We start from the raw sequence: 15,045 nt of genomic DNA on the forward strand, positions 1-15,045 counted from the left end.
GCTCTTTTGATTTATAACGCTGGCAGTTAATGACCTAACTTCGAATTACTTAAACAAATTCGCCACCCAGTGGTCATCGACCCGGGAAAAACCAATCTTATCTAAATTGGTTTCAACGATGCCTGATTCAGGAATTCTAAAATCGGAATAGACATCACAGGTTACTGAGCGATCGCTCTGAACCTGACAATTCTCAAGCTGTTTAACTTTAATGCAGCCAATATCAATTTTGACCATATCAATGGCAAAAGAGCTGTCGTGGGCCTGAGCATCTTTCAGCAGCGTTGTTTTTATTGCTGAGTCGGCTTCTGAAACGGTCGGTAATTTAGGCCCAGAGGTTGTACAGGCCGTTAAAAACAGTAACGGGCCTAAAATCAGGCTATATATACAGCGCTTTTCCATCAGCCTCTCCATGTGAATTGTTCAACCGCAAATAAAATTTCCGACACCATAATTAAGCCAAACAAAAATTTCCAGTGATACATGAGTATTTATTTTTATATCGGGGTCAATATGCCCTTTTTAGCCATAGCAAAATGTTATCCGGAACCAACATTCCACAATTAAAAAAGGCATCACACAAAATCAGTGTGATGCCTCTATTCAGAGCATAACGCCAAAACGTAGCAGGTTTAAGCCTATCCCATCACCATTGGCGCAATCATAAATCCGAAGGCAACACCGGCAATAATCCCGCCTAAGCCCGGCAACATAAACGGATGGTTAAGTACATACTTCCCGACCCGTGTCGTTCCGGTCGTATCGAACTCCATTGCCGCCAATGACGTCGGATAAGTGGGTAAAACAAATACCCCCGTTACGGCGACGTAAGAAGCCAGAATTGCCCAGTGAGGCACGTCTAAGGCAATAGCCAGCGGAATAATCAGCGGCGTCGTCGCCCCTTGAGAGTAAAGTAATGCACAGGTGCCAAACAGTACCAATGCTAATAACATCGGATAGCTTTTCAGCACGCTACCGGCAATCTCTTTAATCTCAAGCATATGAGCATCAACTAAGGTGGTGCCCAAGGTTACAATACCTAAAATTACCGCAACCGAACTCATACCGGCCCGAAAAGTCGGTGCCAGCACAATAGAATCGGTAGAGGTTTTGCAGAAAACCACCATTAAACAGGCAGCGCTCATCATACAGATAATAATAATATCCCGGGTTCCCATGGTCTTACCGATGTCAAAGCCGGGACGAAGGGACGGGAATGCAGCCAGAATAACAATACCGACGGTTGCCAATAAAAACAGAACAACAGAGAGTTTTGCCTGTGGTGTATCAGGCGTGAGTTTCTCCACATGTTTTTGAACTAAGCCCTTTTGCAGACGCTCCAGATAAACTTCATCGTCTTCCAACTCACAGCCCTGACGGGAAGCAATAAAAGCCGCGACCATAGCAGCAACAAAAGAGGCTGGTAAACAGACGGCCATGACCTGCAAGAAGGTTACGCTCTCTTTCTCCATGATGCTTAACATCGCCGCCATGGCGGCACTGATAGGAGAACCTGAAATTGCAATTTGTGATGCCACAACCGAACCGGCTAGCGTCCGGGATGGACGAATACCCGACTCTTTAGCCACTTCAGCAATAACAGGCAAAGTCGAGAACACAATAAAACCGGTTCCCGCCATAATCGTCATCGTCCAGGTAATGATTGGCGCAATGATATTAATATATTTAGGATTCCGGCGCATAAAAGCCCCGGCGACCCGAACCAGATAGTCCATACCGCCTGCGGCCTGAAGGGCTGAGGCGGCAACAACTACGGTCATGATAATCAGAATAACGTCAACCGGCGGAGAGCCGATCGGCAAGCCAAATCCAAGGGTAAGAATAGCCAGACCCAGCCCGCCACACAGGCCGATTCCGATCCCCCCCATCCGTATACCGAAAAATATTGCACCCAAAACAACAATAATCTCTAACCAAACCATAACGGCTCCAATAGACAATAATTTGTCACTTATTGTTAATATCAAAAATGATTAACCTGCACGGCGTCATGAAGAGCCGCGTATATCATTACTTCTTTTTATTTTTTATTAAAATAATAAATCAGTTTTTCCAACCCGTTTTTCATACCAGCGAATGCCGGCCCGAACTAATGAAGCTGTAGAATCAATAAATTTTTCCGGATGTTGTTTTATCTCTTTAGCTAAAATAACCGGCACCTCGGTACAACCTAAAACAATGACTTCAGCCCCGCGTTGAAATAATGTTGCCACCTGCTCGGCCATTAATGATTCAGCCTGTGCAATATTACCCGCTTTTAAGCTATAAATACTTTCCATTACTTTTTCCTGACCCGACTGGTCAGGATTAATACATTTAAAGCCCAGCCCTTCTATATTCTTCTGATATAGCCCCATGGCCAGAGTGGCATTGGTTGCCAAAAGCCCGATATTGGTCTTGCCTGAAGCCTTGGCCTCGCCCATGGTGGTTTCAATGATACTGAGCATTTCAACGTGGCAGGCTTTTTTAAGTTCCGGATACCAATAATGAGCGGTGTTACAAGGAATAACAATGCATTCGGCCCCGGCAACCTCTAAGCGGTGAAGGTAATCTTCCATTACCGGCAGTGGAGAATTGCCATTATGTAACAATGCCTGTGTCCGGTCAGGAATATCAGGAATAGACGATATAATTAACGGAATATGTTCCTGATCGCTGCCTGCCGCGGTAAAGCTGACAAACTTATTAAATATATCAACCGTTGCGGCAGGACCCATTCCACCTAATACACCAATTAAACCTTTCACAATGACATCCTCTTATTCCGTTTATTATGAACGAGGTGTTTGGCTATATTTAAATGGCCATTCTTATTACACCAATTTCATAAAATTTAACGTTTCTATTTACTTTCTCGATATTTATTAACGTTTGTTCTGTCGTTAATTCCTTGATCAATATTTATCAGGAGTCATTTGAGAAGAGAAATGCAAGTATGTATGGAGTGATGCAAAATCTGCATTAACCAAACTCACACATTGACGATTAAGGTTGGAATGACAACAGGATTGATGTCAGTATATTGTGGCAACAGGGCCTAGTTATCAGGGTATAGCTCGAAATAGCACAAATCAGCTAACAGGCTATTCAATAACCTGTTGAATGTTGTTTGCCGGCTACCTATGCAAAATTCAAATAGCAGATACCTAAATTGAGACGTCAGATGAAAAATATAGAAACTAAATGGTTATATGATTTTTTAACTCTTGAGGCCTGCCGTCATTTTTCTCATGCGGCTGAGCAGCGTAATATTTCTCAACCCGCATTCAGTCGCAGAATTAAAGCATTAGAATCTGCATTGGGCGTTGAGCTATTTGATCGAACAACCTCTCCATTGCAATTAACGGAAGAAGGTAAGCTGTTCCACTCCCAAACACGCAGCCTGCTCCAGCAGCTTGAATGTAACCTCAGCGAATTGAGCGGTCAGAATTTACTGAGCATTCCTAATATAAAAATTGCCGCAGCCCATTCACTCTCCCTGACTTTATTACCAGAGCTGGTACATTCCTTTGCTGATTACGCCAATGATTTTGTCTATCACGTTGAAGCTATTGATGTGGTACAGGTGGTCAATACCCTCAGGGAAGGAAAAAGTGATTTTATTCTGTCATTTTATGACGAAGATTTACTTCAAACGCCGTTCAGTTACCTAAAGGTTTTTGAATCTGAGCTATATCCGGTATGCGCTACCGACTCAGAAGGAAAGCCGCTGTTTGATATTTATCAGCCGGAAGTTCCGTTACTCAACTACACCGGTACCTCATATATGGGCCGTTTAGTTAACCGCCGTTTAGGCGAAGTTGGCGCCATAGCCCCCCGCACTCTATTTATGTCTTCAATGAGTGAGTTACTCAAAAATATGGCGCTTAATGGCCACGGTATTGCCTGGCTGCCAATCTATTCGGTGGTGGATGAACTGAAAGAAAAAAAGCTGGTTTGCCTTGATACCCCGGAACTTACCATTCCCATTCAGGCCTATATCTATCGAATGGACACCCGGTTAAATAAAACGGCGGAGCACTTTTGGAATATTCTAAAAAATGAGGTTTTGCCGGTTGGAAAAGTCTAAATTCGATGCTTATCACCTGAATGTCATCACCCTGCTCTTCGCGGGATAATGACATTCAGAGATCGTCTATCCTGCTAATCTATGACTGTGGCCCCGAAGTTTCAACGGTCTCCAGCCATTCATAGCTACCGAATACATCCCGATGATTCAACCAGCGCGATAGCATATCTAAAGCTAACATCACGCTAACGTCTTGTTGAATCTTGGTATCATGATGACGGGGCATATAGCGAACCCGATGGGCATAGCTACCTTCGGGCGTGACTAATGCCAGCGATAAACAACTTTGATTATAATCACCAATAGCAATACCCAGCGATGTACCCTGCTCGGCTACCCGCTGTTGCATATCAGCAATTAACTGATTCAGTGTCTGAAGTGAATTATCCGAACGAACAACCGATTCACTCACCGGTGCGTTCGCCGATAATAGATTCCAACTTAGTAAACCTGCGCTGAATTGCTCACTCAAAGACAACGTTAAGCCCTTTTCATTTAAAGCCTGACTCACAATGGCTGGCAGTCCTTCCGTCCCTTCATACAGCATATTTCCGCCCACTCCTTGCTTAATGATTTGCCAGTTCTTGAGCATTTCTTCACGCTGTGACGCGGGGCCGGTTAGCTTGAGCTCAATAATCGGCATCGATGAGCGGTAGCCCATAACACACCCTTCCGGCAGTGCCAGCACGTCAAACTGTTGTGCAAGACTGCTTTCAGTACGACCAAAACTGGTTAAGCGTAAGCAAAGTGGTGATTCAGGTAGCGTATAGCGCTGGCGGAGGCGCGGTAATATCTGATCGTTAACCATCACTTTAAATTCAGAGGGAACGCCGGGGGTGAAAAACATCAGGCAATCGTTAATTACCACCGAGAAACCACAGGCAGTGCCCACCGGATTATCTATCAGTTCAGCACTTTCAGGAATCATTGCCTGCTTGCGATTGGTCACAGACATTTGTCGCCCACGGGCAGCAAAATAGCTTTCCATATAGGCAATCCACTCTGGATGTTCAATCAGTTGTTCGCCCGCAGCCGTTGCCGCTGCCAGAGCACTCAGGTCGTCACTGGTTGGTCCTAGGCCGCCGTTAACAATCAGTACGTCAGCGCAATGGCTGCGTTCCAGTAATTTCTGAACTAAGCTGTCCAGATCGTCGCCCACCGTTGAACGGCTGCTTAATGGTATTCCCTGTTGAAAAAAACAATCGGCAAGCCATGCCGCGTTGGTATCGATAATTTGTCCATGCAGAACTTCATCACCCGTACTTAACATTTCAACCATTAACATCTGCTCGCTCCCGTCTTTTATTCTTTTTCTGGATTCTTTTAGATAACAGCCCACGATACATGTCGGATAGACCTCCATGCCTAACTTATGGTGCAATTGCCGATAGATATACCACTAAGTTAAAAGCATACATATCAGAATCAATATAAAGTTAACCGCCCGCTTACCATTATACGAATATCTCAATTTACACCTCATTAATTGTAAACTAAAAATTACACTCCGGACCTATAGTTTGACAGGTCAATTTAACTCACTTACCCTAGCCGCAGCTTTAAACAACCGCACTATTCCGTTGTTTAAAAATGATAAAAAGACTGCCGGTTAATTAACGTTCTGGCTTAATAACATCATTAAAATAATCCGAGGTTCGTGTGAGGAATCGCACTCTAGGCAGTATCTTTATTGTCGCCGGCACTACTATCGGTGCAGGTATGTTAGCAATGCCACTGGCTGCGGCCGGTGTAGGTTTTGGCGTTACTTTTACCATGTTAGTCGTCCTTTGGGGGATGATGTGCTACACCGCACTGCTACTGGTAGAAGCCTATCAGTATAGTGATTCAGATGACGGACTAGGCACTTTAGCTAAGCGCTATCTCGGAGCCAAAGGTAATCTGCTTACCGGCCTGGCAATGTTATTTTTAATGTACGCATTAGTTGCCGCTTATATTAGCGGTGGCGGTGAGCTTCTGCTGGTCAGCATCAATGAAGCCCTGAACATAAGCTTACCTTCCGCTAGTGGTCCGTTAGCCTTTGCTATTATTGGCGGCGGCGTGGTGTGCGTGGGGACTCACTCGGTTGATATCATCAATCGAGGCCTGTTTACCGCAAAAATTATCTTTCTGGTCATCATGCTGGCAGTTATGATGCCACATGTTAAAAGCGCTAATTTACTTACGCTACCTCTGGAGCAAGGGCTGGCACTTTCTGCTATTCCGGTAATTTTTACTTCTTTCGGCTTTCACGGCAGTATTCCTAGCATTGTTAAATACATGAACGGCGATGTTGCTAAGCTAAAGAAAATATTCATCATCGGTAGTGCTATTCCTTTAGTTGCCTATATTCTATGGCAGTTAGCTACACTGGGGGCGATTAGCTCGACCACCTTTGTCGGTATTATTGCTTCTGAATCAGGTCTCAATGGCCTGTTACAGGCCGTTAAAGAAGTGGTTGATACCCCAATGGTTGAAGTATCCGTTCGCCTGTTCTCTGCACTGGCGCTGGCAACTTCTTTCCTCGGCGTGGCACTCGGCCTGTTTGACTATCTTGCAGACCTGTTTAAGCGCAGTAATAACGTTTCAGGCCGACTGCAAACCGGTTTGATCACTTTCCTGCCACCGTTGATGTTTGCCCTGTTCTACCAAAAAGGCTTCATTATGGCTCTGGGCTATGCCGCCATTGCCTTATCTGTTTTAGCCCTTTTAATCCCGGCAATGCTGGTGAGGCAAACCCGTAAACATCATAGTGAAGGATACCGTGTTCCCGGTGGCGCTTTAGGTTTGATCGTTGCATTCTGCTTTGGGTTAGGCATTATCGCTATCCAACTGGGTATCGTTTTCGGCCTGTTGCCGCAGCACTAACTTATCCCCGCGTATGAATATAAACGGAGCAGCTCACTGCTCCGTTTTTCTTTATTTATCAGACCATAAAAGCAATTTTTCGCATTATATTGCCGAAAAAAACCTAATTTGTGATCCAGTTGGCTTAACTGTGCAATCCATACCCACGTATAAATAGCTACAATAAATAAGCAGCCCGAATTTTTTGTCATTCATACTTAAAATAATAATCTGTTGTATCGCCTTTTTTGACCAAGAGACAATTTTGTCAGACCCGTTTGGCGTATGCTTAAAAGTACCCTGCGGGATTATGACAAGTTCAACTATTTCATGAGGATGTGCAGAGCATTGATTCAATATGAAATTATACCCAAAATGATTCGAGTTGCTTGTAGGCGACAAGCCTAGGAGTCGCCAGGAGCATAGCTGACTATGTGACTGGTGCGAGTGGGCGCAGTCAACACCCAAGCAACTTGAAGTATGACGGGTATATATTGATAACGCTGATGGTGATAATAGGCTGTAACGATTAGCTATTCCCTGCCAATAACCTTACTAATAGTGATAGTTTTTAAGGAAGATACCGTTCCGGCTTCACTAAATAGGTCAATGAACCTACATTTATTTGATGTTCAACAGGAGAAGATGATGAGCGATAAGAAGTTAACGACGGTAGCTGGTGCTCCGGTCGTCGATAATAATAACGTAATAACGGCGGGTCCTAGAGGACCGATGCTACTACAAGATATCTGGTTTTTAGAGAAGTTAGCCCACTTTGACCGCGAAGTTATTCCTGAGCGTCGCATGCACGCCAAGGGCTCCGGTGCTTACGGCACATTCACTGTTACTCACGATATTACTCAATATACCCGCGCTAAAATATTTTCTGATATTGGCAAAAAAACCGAAATGTTTGTCCGCTTCTCTACCGTAGCCGGTGAACGCGGTGCCGCAGATGCCGAACGTGATATTCGCGGTTTTGCCATGAAGTTCTATACCGAAGAAGGTAACTGGGACTTAGTCGGCAACGATACCCCTGTATTTTACCTGCGCGATCCATTGAAATTCCCTGACCTGAACCACGTTGTTAAGCGCGACCCACATACCAACTTACGCAATCCGATTTATAAATGGGACTTTTTCTCCCAACTGCCGGAATCACTCCACCAGTTAACCATCGACTTCAGTGACCGTGGTCTGCCAAAATCCTATCGCCATATGCACGGATTCGGTAGCCATACATTCAGCCTGATCAGCGCCAATAACCAACGTTACTGGGTTAAATTCCACTTCCGCACTCAACAGGGTATTGAAAACCTGATGGATGACGAAGCAGAAACCCTGATCGGCCAAGATCGTGAAAGCTCACAGCGCGATCTTTTTGATGCGATTAAAGAGGGCAATTTCCCTAAATGGAAAATGTACATTCAGGTTATGCCGGAAAGTGATGCCGCAAAACTGCCTTACCACCCGTTCGACTTAACTAAGGTTTGGTTACATAAAGATTATCCGCTGATTGAAGTCGGTGAGTTTGAACTGAACCGTAACCCTGATAACTACTTCTCTGAAGTTGAACAAGCGGCGTTTAACCCTGCTAACGTAGTGCCCGGCGTCAGTTTCTCTCCGGATAAAATGTTACAAGGTCGTCTGTTCTCCTACGGTGATGCTCAGCGCTATCGCTTAGGTGTGAACCACCACCAAATTCCGGTAAATGCTCCACGCTGCCCGTTCCATAACTACCATCGTGATGGCGCAATGCGCGTTGACAGCAACAGCGGCAACGGTGCTACCTATGAGCCAAACAGCTTTGGTGTATTTAAAGAGCAGCCTAACTTCAGTGAGCCACCGCTAACTATCGAAGGCGCAGCCGACCACTGGAATCATCGTGAAGACGACGATTACTACAGCCAGCCTCGCGCACTGTTTAACTTACTGAGTGCTGAAGAACATCAGCGTATGTTCGACCGTATCGCCGGTGAGTTATCGCAGGTTCCTGCTGAAATTCAGCAGCGCCAAATTGGCCTGTTTACTAAAGTTCACCCTGACTACGGTACCGGCGTTGCTAAAGCGCTGGAAAAGGTTCAAAACGGCTAATCTGCTTAATTGACCGGTCAATATCCGAAGCAATTCAAATTGCAGGTGAGTTAGGTGCAATTTGAAGTATTAAGGGTATCAATACCATGCCTGTACTCTTAACCGATGCGGGCATTTTTATTTACTTTCACCTAATGCCATCAATCACTGCTATATAGTTATACAATGCCAACACCGCTGTGACGGACGAAAGCGACGCCAAAACAGAATTAATCAGCTAAAATGCTGACCTCAGATTTGTTAGCCTTTAAGCAAGCCGGTAAAAGCCTTTTCCATGATTCTATTGATTGATAATTACGACTCATTTAGCTACATCTTGCTCGACTATCTTCGACAGTCCGGGGCAGATGTAAATATCATAAAAAACGATGAGCTAAGCGTTCAACAGATTAGTGACATTGCGCCATCGGCCATGGTGTTATCACCGGGGCCCGGTACACCGGACGACGCAGGTATAACCTTAGAGGTTATCAAGCAGTTCGCCGGAAAGATCCCCTTACTTGGCGTCTGTCTTGGTCATCAATCGATTGCTCAGGCTTTTGGCGCTAACATTATTAAAGGCCCGGCGCCGGTTCACGGTAAAACGGCGTTTATACACCACGATGGGAAAACGCTGTTCAACGGTTTAGCTCAGCCGCTACGGGTTACCCGCTATCATTCCCTGATGATCGATGCTAAAACGCTGCCGACCATGTTTGATATCTCTGCAACTTCTGATGATGGCGTCATCATGGCCATTCGCCATAAAACATTGGCTATTGAAGGGGTTCAGTTCCATCCGGAAGCCATTCTTACCGAAGGCGGATTACAGATGCTAAAACAATTCTTAGTGACCTATACCGATGAGCCAATCTGATATGACTTTGCGTTTTGATTTCAATAATGAAACTCGGTTGTTTGAACATCCGGTAAAGATTATTCAGACCTCTCAGCTTACACAAGTCATCGCTAAATTGGCTGAAGTTGAACAAGCCGTAGAACAAGGTTTCTACGCGGCCGGTTATCTATCTTATGAAGCCGCCGGCGCTTTCCAACCTTACTACCAAACGCCTGCACAGGGAGAGATGCCGCTGCTGTGGTTCGGTATTTATCATTCTATTAAGCGGATTGACGCGGCAAACGAACCGGCACCTCAGCCTATTGCACTGGAGGAATGGCAACCTCAAACAACGATCGACCAGTACCAGCAGGCAATTCAGCGAATTAAAGCTGAAATTGAGGCCGGTAATACCTACCAGACAAATTACACCATCCGGCTGGAAACAGATTTCAACCAGAGCTCATCGGCTCATTGCTATGATGTCTATCGCTATCTGCTTAATGTTCAGCAAGCTCACTATGCGGCTTATCTGGATACCGACAGATTCAAAATTTTATCAGCCTCCCCCGAGCTGTTCTTTCATTGGCATCAGGGGACGCTTACCGCTAAGCCAATGAAGGGAACCGCCGAAAGAGGGACCAGTTCACAGGATGATTTAGTCCGCAGAGACCGGCTACTGGCGTCAGAGAAAGATCGGGCAGAAAACGTGATGATCGTTGACCTGCTGCGTAATGACATCAGTCAGGTGGCACAAGCCGGAACGGTAAACGTTGAAAAGTTATTCAGCGCTGAGCAATACCCCACCGTCTGGCAACTCACGTCGACCATTACGGCGCAAACCCGACCAGAAACCCGGCTAACGGATATTTTCCGAGCACTATTCCCCTGCGGTTCGATTACCGGGGCCCCAAAAGCCAGCACAATGAAGCTAATTGCTGAATTAGAACCTCAGGCCAGAGAGGTATACTGCGGCGCTATTGGCTATTTTACACCGGACAAAGAGGCTCTGTTTAACGTACCCATTCGTACTTTGATGGTTGATAGCGTTAAAAATAGAGCCCGCTATGGCGTCGGTGGTGGAATTACCTGGGACTCAACTGCCGAAGATGAATATCAGGAAGTGCTGGATAAAGCAGCGATTCTGCGCAAGATAGACCTCCCTTCACAGCTGCTGGAAAGTCTGTTGTTACGCGAAGGAAGTTATCATCTGGCTGAACTCCATCTCAATCGGCTTGCGGCTTCTGCCCGATACTTTAACTTTTCATTTCAGCTTAATCATGTGATGAAACGGCTGGAGGAATTTGCAAAAGCGCATCCTGACCAATTATGGAAAGTTCGCCTGTTGCTAAGTCAGACCGGGGATATCACCCTGAACGGTGAAATCATTACGCCGTTGGATCAATCCCTTACCGCTTCATGGGCTGAAGCCCCGGTCAATAGCCATAACCGCTTGCTGTATCATAAAACAACGCTACGGGATCACTATCCTAAAGTCACCTTACACCATGAATGCCTAATGTATAACCAGCGGGATGAAATCACCGAATTCGTCAATGGAAACGTAGTATTACTGATCGACGGTCAATGGTTAACGCCCGCCCTATCCTGCGGATTACTGGCTGGAACAGAACGTGAAGCCTTGTTGGCCACAGGAAAAATTGCAGAGGCTGTACTGAGACGAGATATGCTAAGCAGAGCCGAGAAAATTGGCTTTATTAATAGCGTCAGAGGCTGGCGAGATGTGGAGTGGGATGGGGAGAAGTAAAGCGATTGAGGCGTAGTTGAAAAACGAGAATCAGACTTTGAATTTGGCCTTTAGCCTTGGTCTCGTAAGGTCAGGTCAGGGATTTAAGGTCAACTGCTGGATCCCGTTTTTCAACGGGATAACGACCCTACGGCAAGGACAAGGACAAGGACAAGGACAAGGACAAGGACAAGGACAAGGACAAGGACGATATTATTGCCCCATTCACCTAAATCTATTGATGATTCTTCCTTACCCATTCCCTTACGGCCAGCCGCGAAATTTTAATACCGCCATTTTTTAGCTCCGCCGGCAGCAGATAGAAAGCATCCGGAATTTGGAACTTAGCAATTCGGCCCTGCAGCCAGCCGGACAGCTGGGCCAGATCCAGTTCAACGCCGGTATCAATCACCGCCACCGGGCGTTGCCCGAATTCAATATCATCAACCGGCACAACAAATACCTGATCAACCTGAGGATGATTAACTAACACTCGCTCAATATCTTCCGGCTGAATGCCTTCGCCACCGCTAAAAAACAGGTTATCCATTCGGCCGAATATATGCAGTTCCCCGTCTCGCCACTCCCCGCGGTCTCGAGTATGGAACCAGCTATCAACATCGGTAAACGGCTGAATCTTTCCGTTACGCCAGTAGCCGGATGCCTGGCCACTGCCGCGCAACCAGATCTCTTGATCGACAATACGCATTTCCCGGCCCGGCAGAGGAATACCAACGCCTGAGGTTTGATTGGCCCGTTTAGCACATACCGTTGAAGCCATCTCTGTCATACCATAGCCGCACCAACAAGAAATACCCTGTCGGGCAGCCCGGTCAGTCAACTCAACCGGAATAGCTGCGCCGCCGAGTAGCACCTGCTTCAGCGCTAAACCATCAGAAGAGTGTTCCAGCAATCGCCATAGTTGAGTAGGAACTAAAGACGCATGGGTACAGCCAGACAGGGCGTCGGCCAACGGATGCATATCCCGCTGAACCAGCGTGGCACCTTTGAGCAACCAGCGCCACAGTACCCCCTGACCAGAGACATGAAATAGTGGCAGCGAGAGTAGCCAGCGGTCTTGTGCATCAAACTGCATCATCTGCAGTAGCCCGCAGGCATTAGCCAAATGAGCCTCAACGCGATGGACAACGGCTTTAGGCAATCCGCTTGACCCGGAAGTCAGCGTCATGGTTACGCCCTGCTCAGACGGCCATGATGCGATAGCATTGGCTATAACTGCATCATTGAAAGTCGTCTGATAAGATAACGACACAATATCCGCCGGCCATTCTGTATTCTGAGTACACCAGACAAAATCAATATTTAGCAGAGGAAAAAGCTGAGCCTGTAGCGAAACAGGTAACTGAGGGTTAAGCGGTAAAACCCGAGCGCCAAGCTGAAGTACCGCAAGGTAAGCCACTAAAAATTCCGGACTATTCTTACCGCGCAGCGCCACACCATCACCGCAGCGCACACCGCTACGATAAAAACCGGCGCTGACTGAATTAACTTCACCAATCAGTTGACGCCAGCTAACCGCTTGTTGCCCTCGGATAATAGCCGTAGCATCCGGGCGCTCTGTTGCCCAGTATTGCCACGGCCAGTCACTAAAGGCCTGAGAACCTAACGGCGCCATACCACGTCCAGTGAATCGACCTCAGTCAGCGGTAAATCACTGTCTGGCCATTGACGGACTAACTGAGACTGCATTAGCGATAAGGTATCCAGTCCCGGAATAGCATCCGGCGTTAGCCACGCGGCCATTCTAGCCAACTGCGTCAACCCTAAGCTGGTCTCGATAGATGAACTGATCACAGCCTTCAACCCTGCATTGTGCGCCTGCTGGATCAGTGAATGGCAGCGCTGAATGCTACCCACCAGCGTCGGCTTAATCACAATGGCTGAAACGCCCGGCTCCGCCTGAACAATAAAGTCCGCTTCGCGCACGCTTTCATCCCACGCAATAGCAATACCGGTTTCACGGGCAAACTCACGGGATTCATCACGGGTTTTACACGGCTCTTCCAGAAACTCAATGCGTGAGCGGAACTCGGGCATCACGTATTTAGCAAATCCGTCAGCTTTCGCTCTGGTCCAGCTACGATTAGCATCCAGTCGTAGCTTCAGGTCAGGAATAGCTTCAAGCAGCAGATTAACGATCATGCCGTCCCTGACCGCTTCATACATGCCGACTTTAACCTTGGCAACTTTCTCACCCGGCATCGCACCCAGTACGGCAAACAGCTCATCAGGATCGCCATTACACAGCGGTGCCTTGCGGTAGTCTGCTGTTTCAGGCAAGCGTCCGTCCAGCTCAGCCAGAGCACAACTGGTACCAAAAGCGACCGAAGGCAGCGCGCTTTCAAAAGCCTGATCCCCGGTAACCCAACTGTGCAACCAGCCTAACGTCGCCTCTTCAGCCTCGTCCAAAGTTTCATGAGAAAACTCCGGCAGAGGTGAAATCTCACCCCATCCCTGTTTGCCATCCTGAGTCAGACACACCAATAGCCCGTCACGGGTTTTCAGTCGCTGGTTACGCAGAATAACGCCTGCCTCCATCGGCAGGCTAAAGCGATAAAGTTCGACTTTACGCATTATGGATTACGCTTAAATTTGCTGAAGTCCGGCTGACGTTTTTCATTAAATGCATTGCGTCCTTCCTGACCTTCGTCAGTCATATAGAACAGCATGGTGGCATTACCCGCCAGCTCTTGCAGACCGGCCTGACCGTCGCAATCAGCATTCAGTGAAGCTTTGAGGCAACGCAGCGCCATCGGGCTGTTTTGCAGCATTTCACGACACCAGCGCACGGTCTCTTTTTCTAAATCAGCAACGGGTACCACGGTGTTAACCAGCCCCATATCTAAGGCCTCTTTAGCATTGTACTGACGGCACAGGAACCAGATTTCGCGCGCTTTCTTTTGACCAACGATCCGAGCCATATAAGAAGCACCCCAGCCGCCGTCAAACGAACCGACTTTAGGTCCGGTCTGGCCAAAAATAGCGTTTTCTGCTGCCACGGTCAGGTCACACATCATATGTAATACGTGACCGCCACCAATAGAATAACCGGCAACCATCGCAACAATAGGCTTAGGACAGGTACGGATCTGGCGCTGGAAATCTAATACGTTAAGGTGATGCACGCCGCTGTCATCCTGATAGCCGCCGTAGTCACCGCGCACTTTTTGGTCGCCGCCTGAACAGAACGCTTTTTCACCTTCACCGGTCAGAATAATAGTACCGATATTGTCATCATAGCGAGCATCGGCCAGCGCCTGAATCATCTCTTTAACCGTTACCGGACGAAATGCGTTACGCACTTCCGGACGGTTGATGGTGATTTTAGCGATGCCGTCAGCTGACTTGTGATAACGAATATCCTGATAACCTTCAGAGCAATCCAGCCATTCAATCGGAGCGTACAGTTCTTGTTCACTTGGATAAAGCATG

At 47.0% G+C, this 15,045-nt stretch carries 12 protein-coding genes; 5 read left to right on the forward strand and 7 right to left on the reverse strand.

Going from position 1 to position 15,045, the window contains the following annotated elements; genetic code table 11:
- Nucleotides 1-45: 45 nt before the first annotated feature.
- The 3 genes from YWE_RS0108560 to cuyB form a co-directional block, all read right to left on the reverse strand.
- Nucleotides 46-402 (reverse strand): hypothetical protein, encoded by a 357-nt coding sequence (locus YWE_RS0108560; protein WP_029094146.1) that lies wholly within the window; start codon nucleotides 400-402, stop codon nucleotides 46-48.
- A 236-nt stretch (nucleotides 403-638) separates the two neighbouring features.
- Nucleotides 639-1,943: an anaerobic C4-dicarboxylate transporter gene (locus YWE_RS0108565; protein WP_029094147.1), complete on the reverse strand. Its 1,305-nt coding sequence runs from the start codon at nucleotides 1,941-1,943 to the stop codon at nucleotides 639-641.
- A 108-nt stretch (nucleotides 1,944-2,051) separates the two neighbouring features.
- Entirely contained in the window at nucleotides 2,052-2,768 is a 717-nt protein-coding gene (gene cuyB, locus YWE_RS0108570; protein WP_029094148.1) for a cysteate racemase, read from the reverse strand.
- A gap of 416 nt (nucleotides 2,769-3,184) precedes the next feature.
- Here cuyB and hypT point away from each other — a divergent pair, with 416 nt between their 5' ends.
- Nucleotides 3,185-4,090 (forward strand): hypochlorite stress DNA-binding transcriptional regulator HypT, encoded by a 906-nt coding sequence (gene hypT / locus YWE_RS0108575; RefSeq protein WP_029094149.1) that lies wholly within the window; start codon nucleotides 3,185-3,187, stop codon nucleotides 4,088-4,090.
- Between the two features lie 79 nt (nucleotides 4,091-4,169).
- Here the strand turns inward: hypT and YWE_RS0108580 are convergent, their stop codons facing one another.
- Nucleotides 4,170-5,375 carry a nicotinamide mononucleotide deamidase-related protein YfaY gene (locus tag YWE_RS0108580; RefSeq protein WP_029094150.1) on the reverse strand — a complete coding sequence of 402 codons (1,206 nt, stop codon included), beginning with the start codon at nucleotides 5,373-5,375 and terminating at the stop codon, nucleotides 4,170-4,172.
- 434 nt (nucleotides 5,376-5,809) lie between these two features.
- On the opposite strand from YWE_RS0108580, the gene tyrP reads away from it, so the two are divergent.
- The 4 genes from tyrP to pabB all read left to right on the forward strand — a co-directional run bounded on the left by tyrP (nucleotide 5,810) and on the right by pabB (nucleotide 11,613).
- Nucleotides 5,810-6,955 (forward strand): tyrosine transporter TyrP, encoded by a 1,146-nt coding sequence (tyrP, locus tag YWE_RS0108585; RefSeq protein WP_321572727.1) that lies wholly within the window; start codon nucleotides 5,810-5,812, stop codon nucleotides 6,953-6,955.
- 627 nt (nucleotides 6,956-7,582) lie between these two features.
- The gene (locus tag YWE_RS0108595; RefSeq protein ID WP_029094153.1) at nucleotides 7,583-9,028 is read left to right on the forward strand and encodes a catalase; all 1,446 of its coding nucleotides are present in this window, start codon (nucleotides 7,583-7,585) and stop codon (nucleotides 9,026-9,028) included.
- 274 nt (nucleotides 9,029-9,302) lie between these two features.
- Nucleotides 9,303-9,884 carry an anthranilate synthase component II gene (locus YWE_RS0108600; protein ID WP_029094154.1) on the forward strand — a complete coding sequence of 194 codons (582 nt, stop codon included), beginning with the start codon at nucleotides 9,303-9,305 and terminating at the stop codon, nucleotides 9,882-9,884.
- Nucleotide 9,885: 1 nt separating this feature from the next.
- Nucleotides 9,886-11,613, forward strand: a complete 1,728-nt coding sequence (gene pabB, locus YWE_RS0108605; protein WP_051323256.1) for an aminodeoxychorismate synthase component I — start codon at nucleotides 9,886-9,888, stop codon at nucleotides 11,611-11,613.
- 214 nt (nucleotides 11,614-11,827) lie between these two features.
- Here pabB and menE read toward each other — a convergent pair whose 3' ends face one another.
- The 3 genes from menE to menB are packed head-to-tail and all read right to left on the reverse strand — an operon-like array spanning nucleotide 11,828 to nucleotide 15,044.
- Nucleotides 11,828-13,228, reverse strand: a complete 1,401-nt coding sequence (gene menE / locus YWE_RS0108610; protein WP_029094156.1) for an o-succinylbenzoate--CoA ligase — start codon at nucleotides 13,226-13,228, stop codon at nucleotides 11,828-11,830.
- On the reverse strand, nucleotides 13,216-14,187 hold the full coding sequence (gene menC / locus YWE_RS0108615) for an o-succinylbenzoate synthase (protein WP_029094157.1): 972 nt from the start codon (nucleotides 14,185-14,187) through the stop codon (nucleotides 13,216-13,218). Before menC ends, menE begins: the two co-directional genes overlap by 13 nt.
- Nucleotides 14,187-15,044 carry a 1,4-dihydroxy-2-naphthoyl-CoA synthase gene (gene menB / locus YWE_RS0108620; RefSeq protein WP_029094158.1) on the reverse strand — a complete coding sequence of 286 codons (858 nt, stop codon included), beginning with the start codon at nucleotides 15,042-15,044 and terminating at the stop codon, nucleotides 14,187-14,189. The genes menC and menB overlap by 1 nt, the downstream gene beginning before the upstream one ends.
- Nucleotide 15,045 lies beyond the last annotated feature (1 nt).

This window comes from Budvicia aquatica DSM 5075 = ATCC 35567, from assembly GCF_000427805.1.
GTDB lineage: Bacteria > Pseudomonadota > Gammaproteobacteria > Enterobacterales > Enterobacteriaceae > Budvicia > Budvicia aquatica.

Excerpts from the sequence above, each read along its gene's own strand:
- YWE_RS0108560 (WP_029094146.1), bottom strand. The coding sequence starts at position 402 with ATGGAAAAGCGCTGTATATATAGCCTGATTTTAGGCCCGTTACTGTTT.
- YWE_RS0108565 (WP_029094147.1), bottom strand. The coding sequence starts at position 1,943 with ATGGTTTGGTTAGAGATTATTGTTGTTTTGGGTGCAATATTTTTCGGT.
- hypT (WP_029094149.1), top strand. The coding sequence starts at position 3,185 with ATGAAAAATATAGAAACTAAATGGTTATATGATTTTTTAACTCTTGAG.
- YWE_RS0108580 (WP_029094150.1), bottom strand. The coding sequence starts at position 5,375 with ATGTTAATGGTTGAAATGTTAAGTACGGGTGATGAAGTTCTGCATGGA.
- tyrP (WP_321572727.1), top strand. The coding sequence starts at position 5,810 with ATGTTAGCAATGCCACTGGCTGCGGCCGGTGTAGGTTTTGGCGTTACT.
- YWE_RS0108595 (WP_029094153.1), top strand. The coding sequence starts at position 7,583 with ATGAGCGATAAGAAGTTAACGACGGTAGCTGGTGCTCCGGTCGTCGAT.
- YWE_RS0108600 (WP_029094154.1), top strand. The coding sequence starts at position 9,303 with ATGATTCTATTGATTGATAATTACGACTCATTTAGCTACATCTTGCTC.
- pabB (WP_051323256.1), top strand. The coding sequence starts at position 9,886 with ATGACTTTGCGTTTTGATTTCAATAATGAAACTCGGTTGTTTGAACAT.
- menE (WP_029094156.1), bottom strand. The coding sequence starts at position 13,228 with ATGGCGCCGTTAGGTTCTCAGGCCTTTAGTGACTGGCCGTGGCAATAC.
- menC (WP_029094157.1), bottom strand. The coding sequence starts at position 14,187 with ATGCGTAAAGTCGAACTTTATCGCTTTAGCCTGCCGATGGAGGCAGGC.
- menB (WP_029094158.1), bottom strand. The coding sequence starts at position 15,044 with ATGCTTTATCCAAGTGAACAAGAACTGTACGCTCCGATTGAATGGCTG.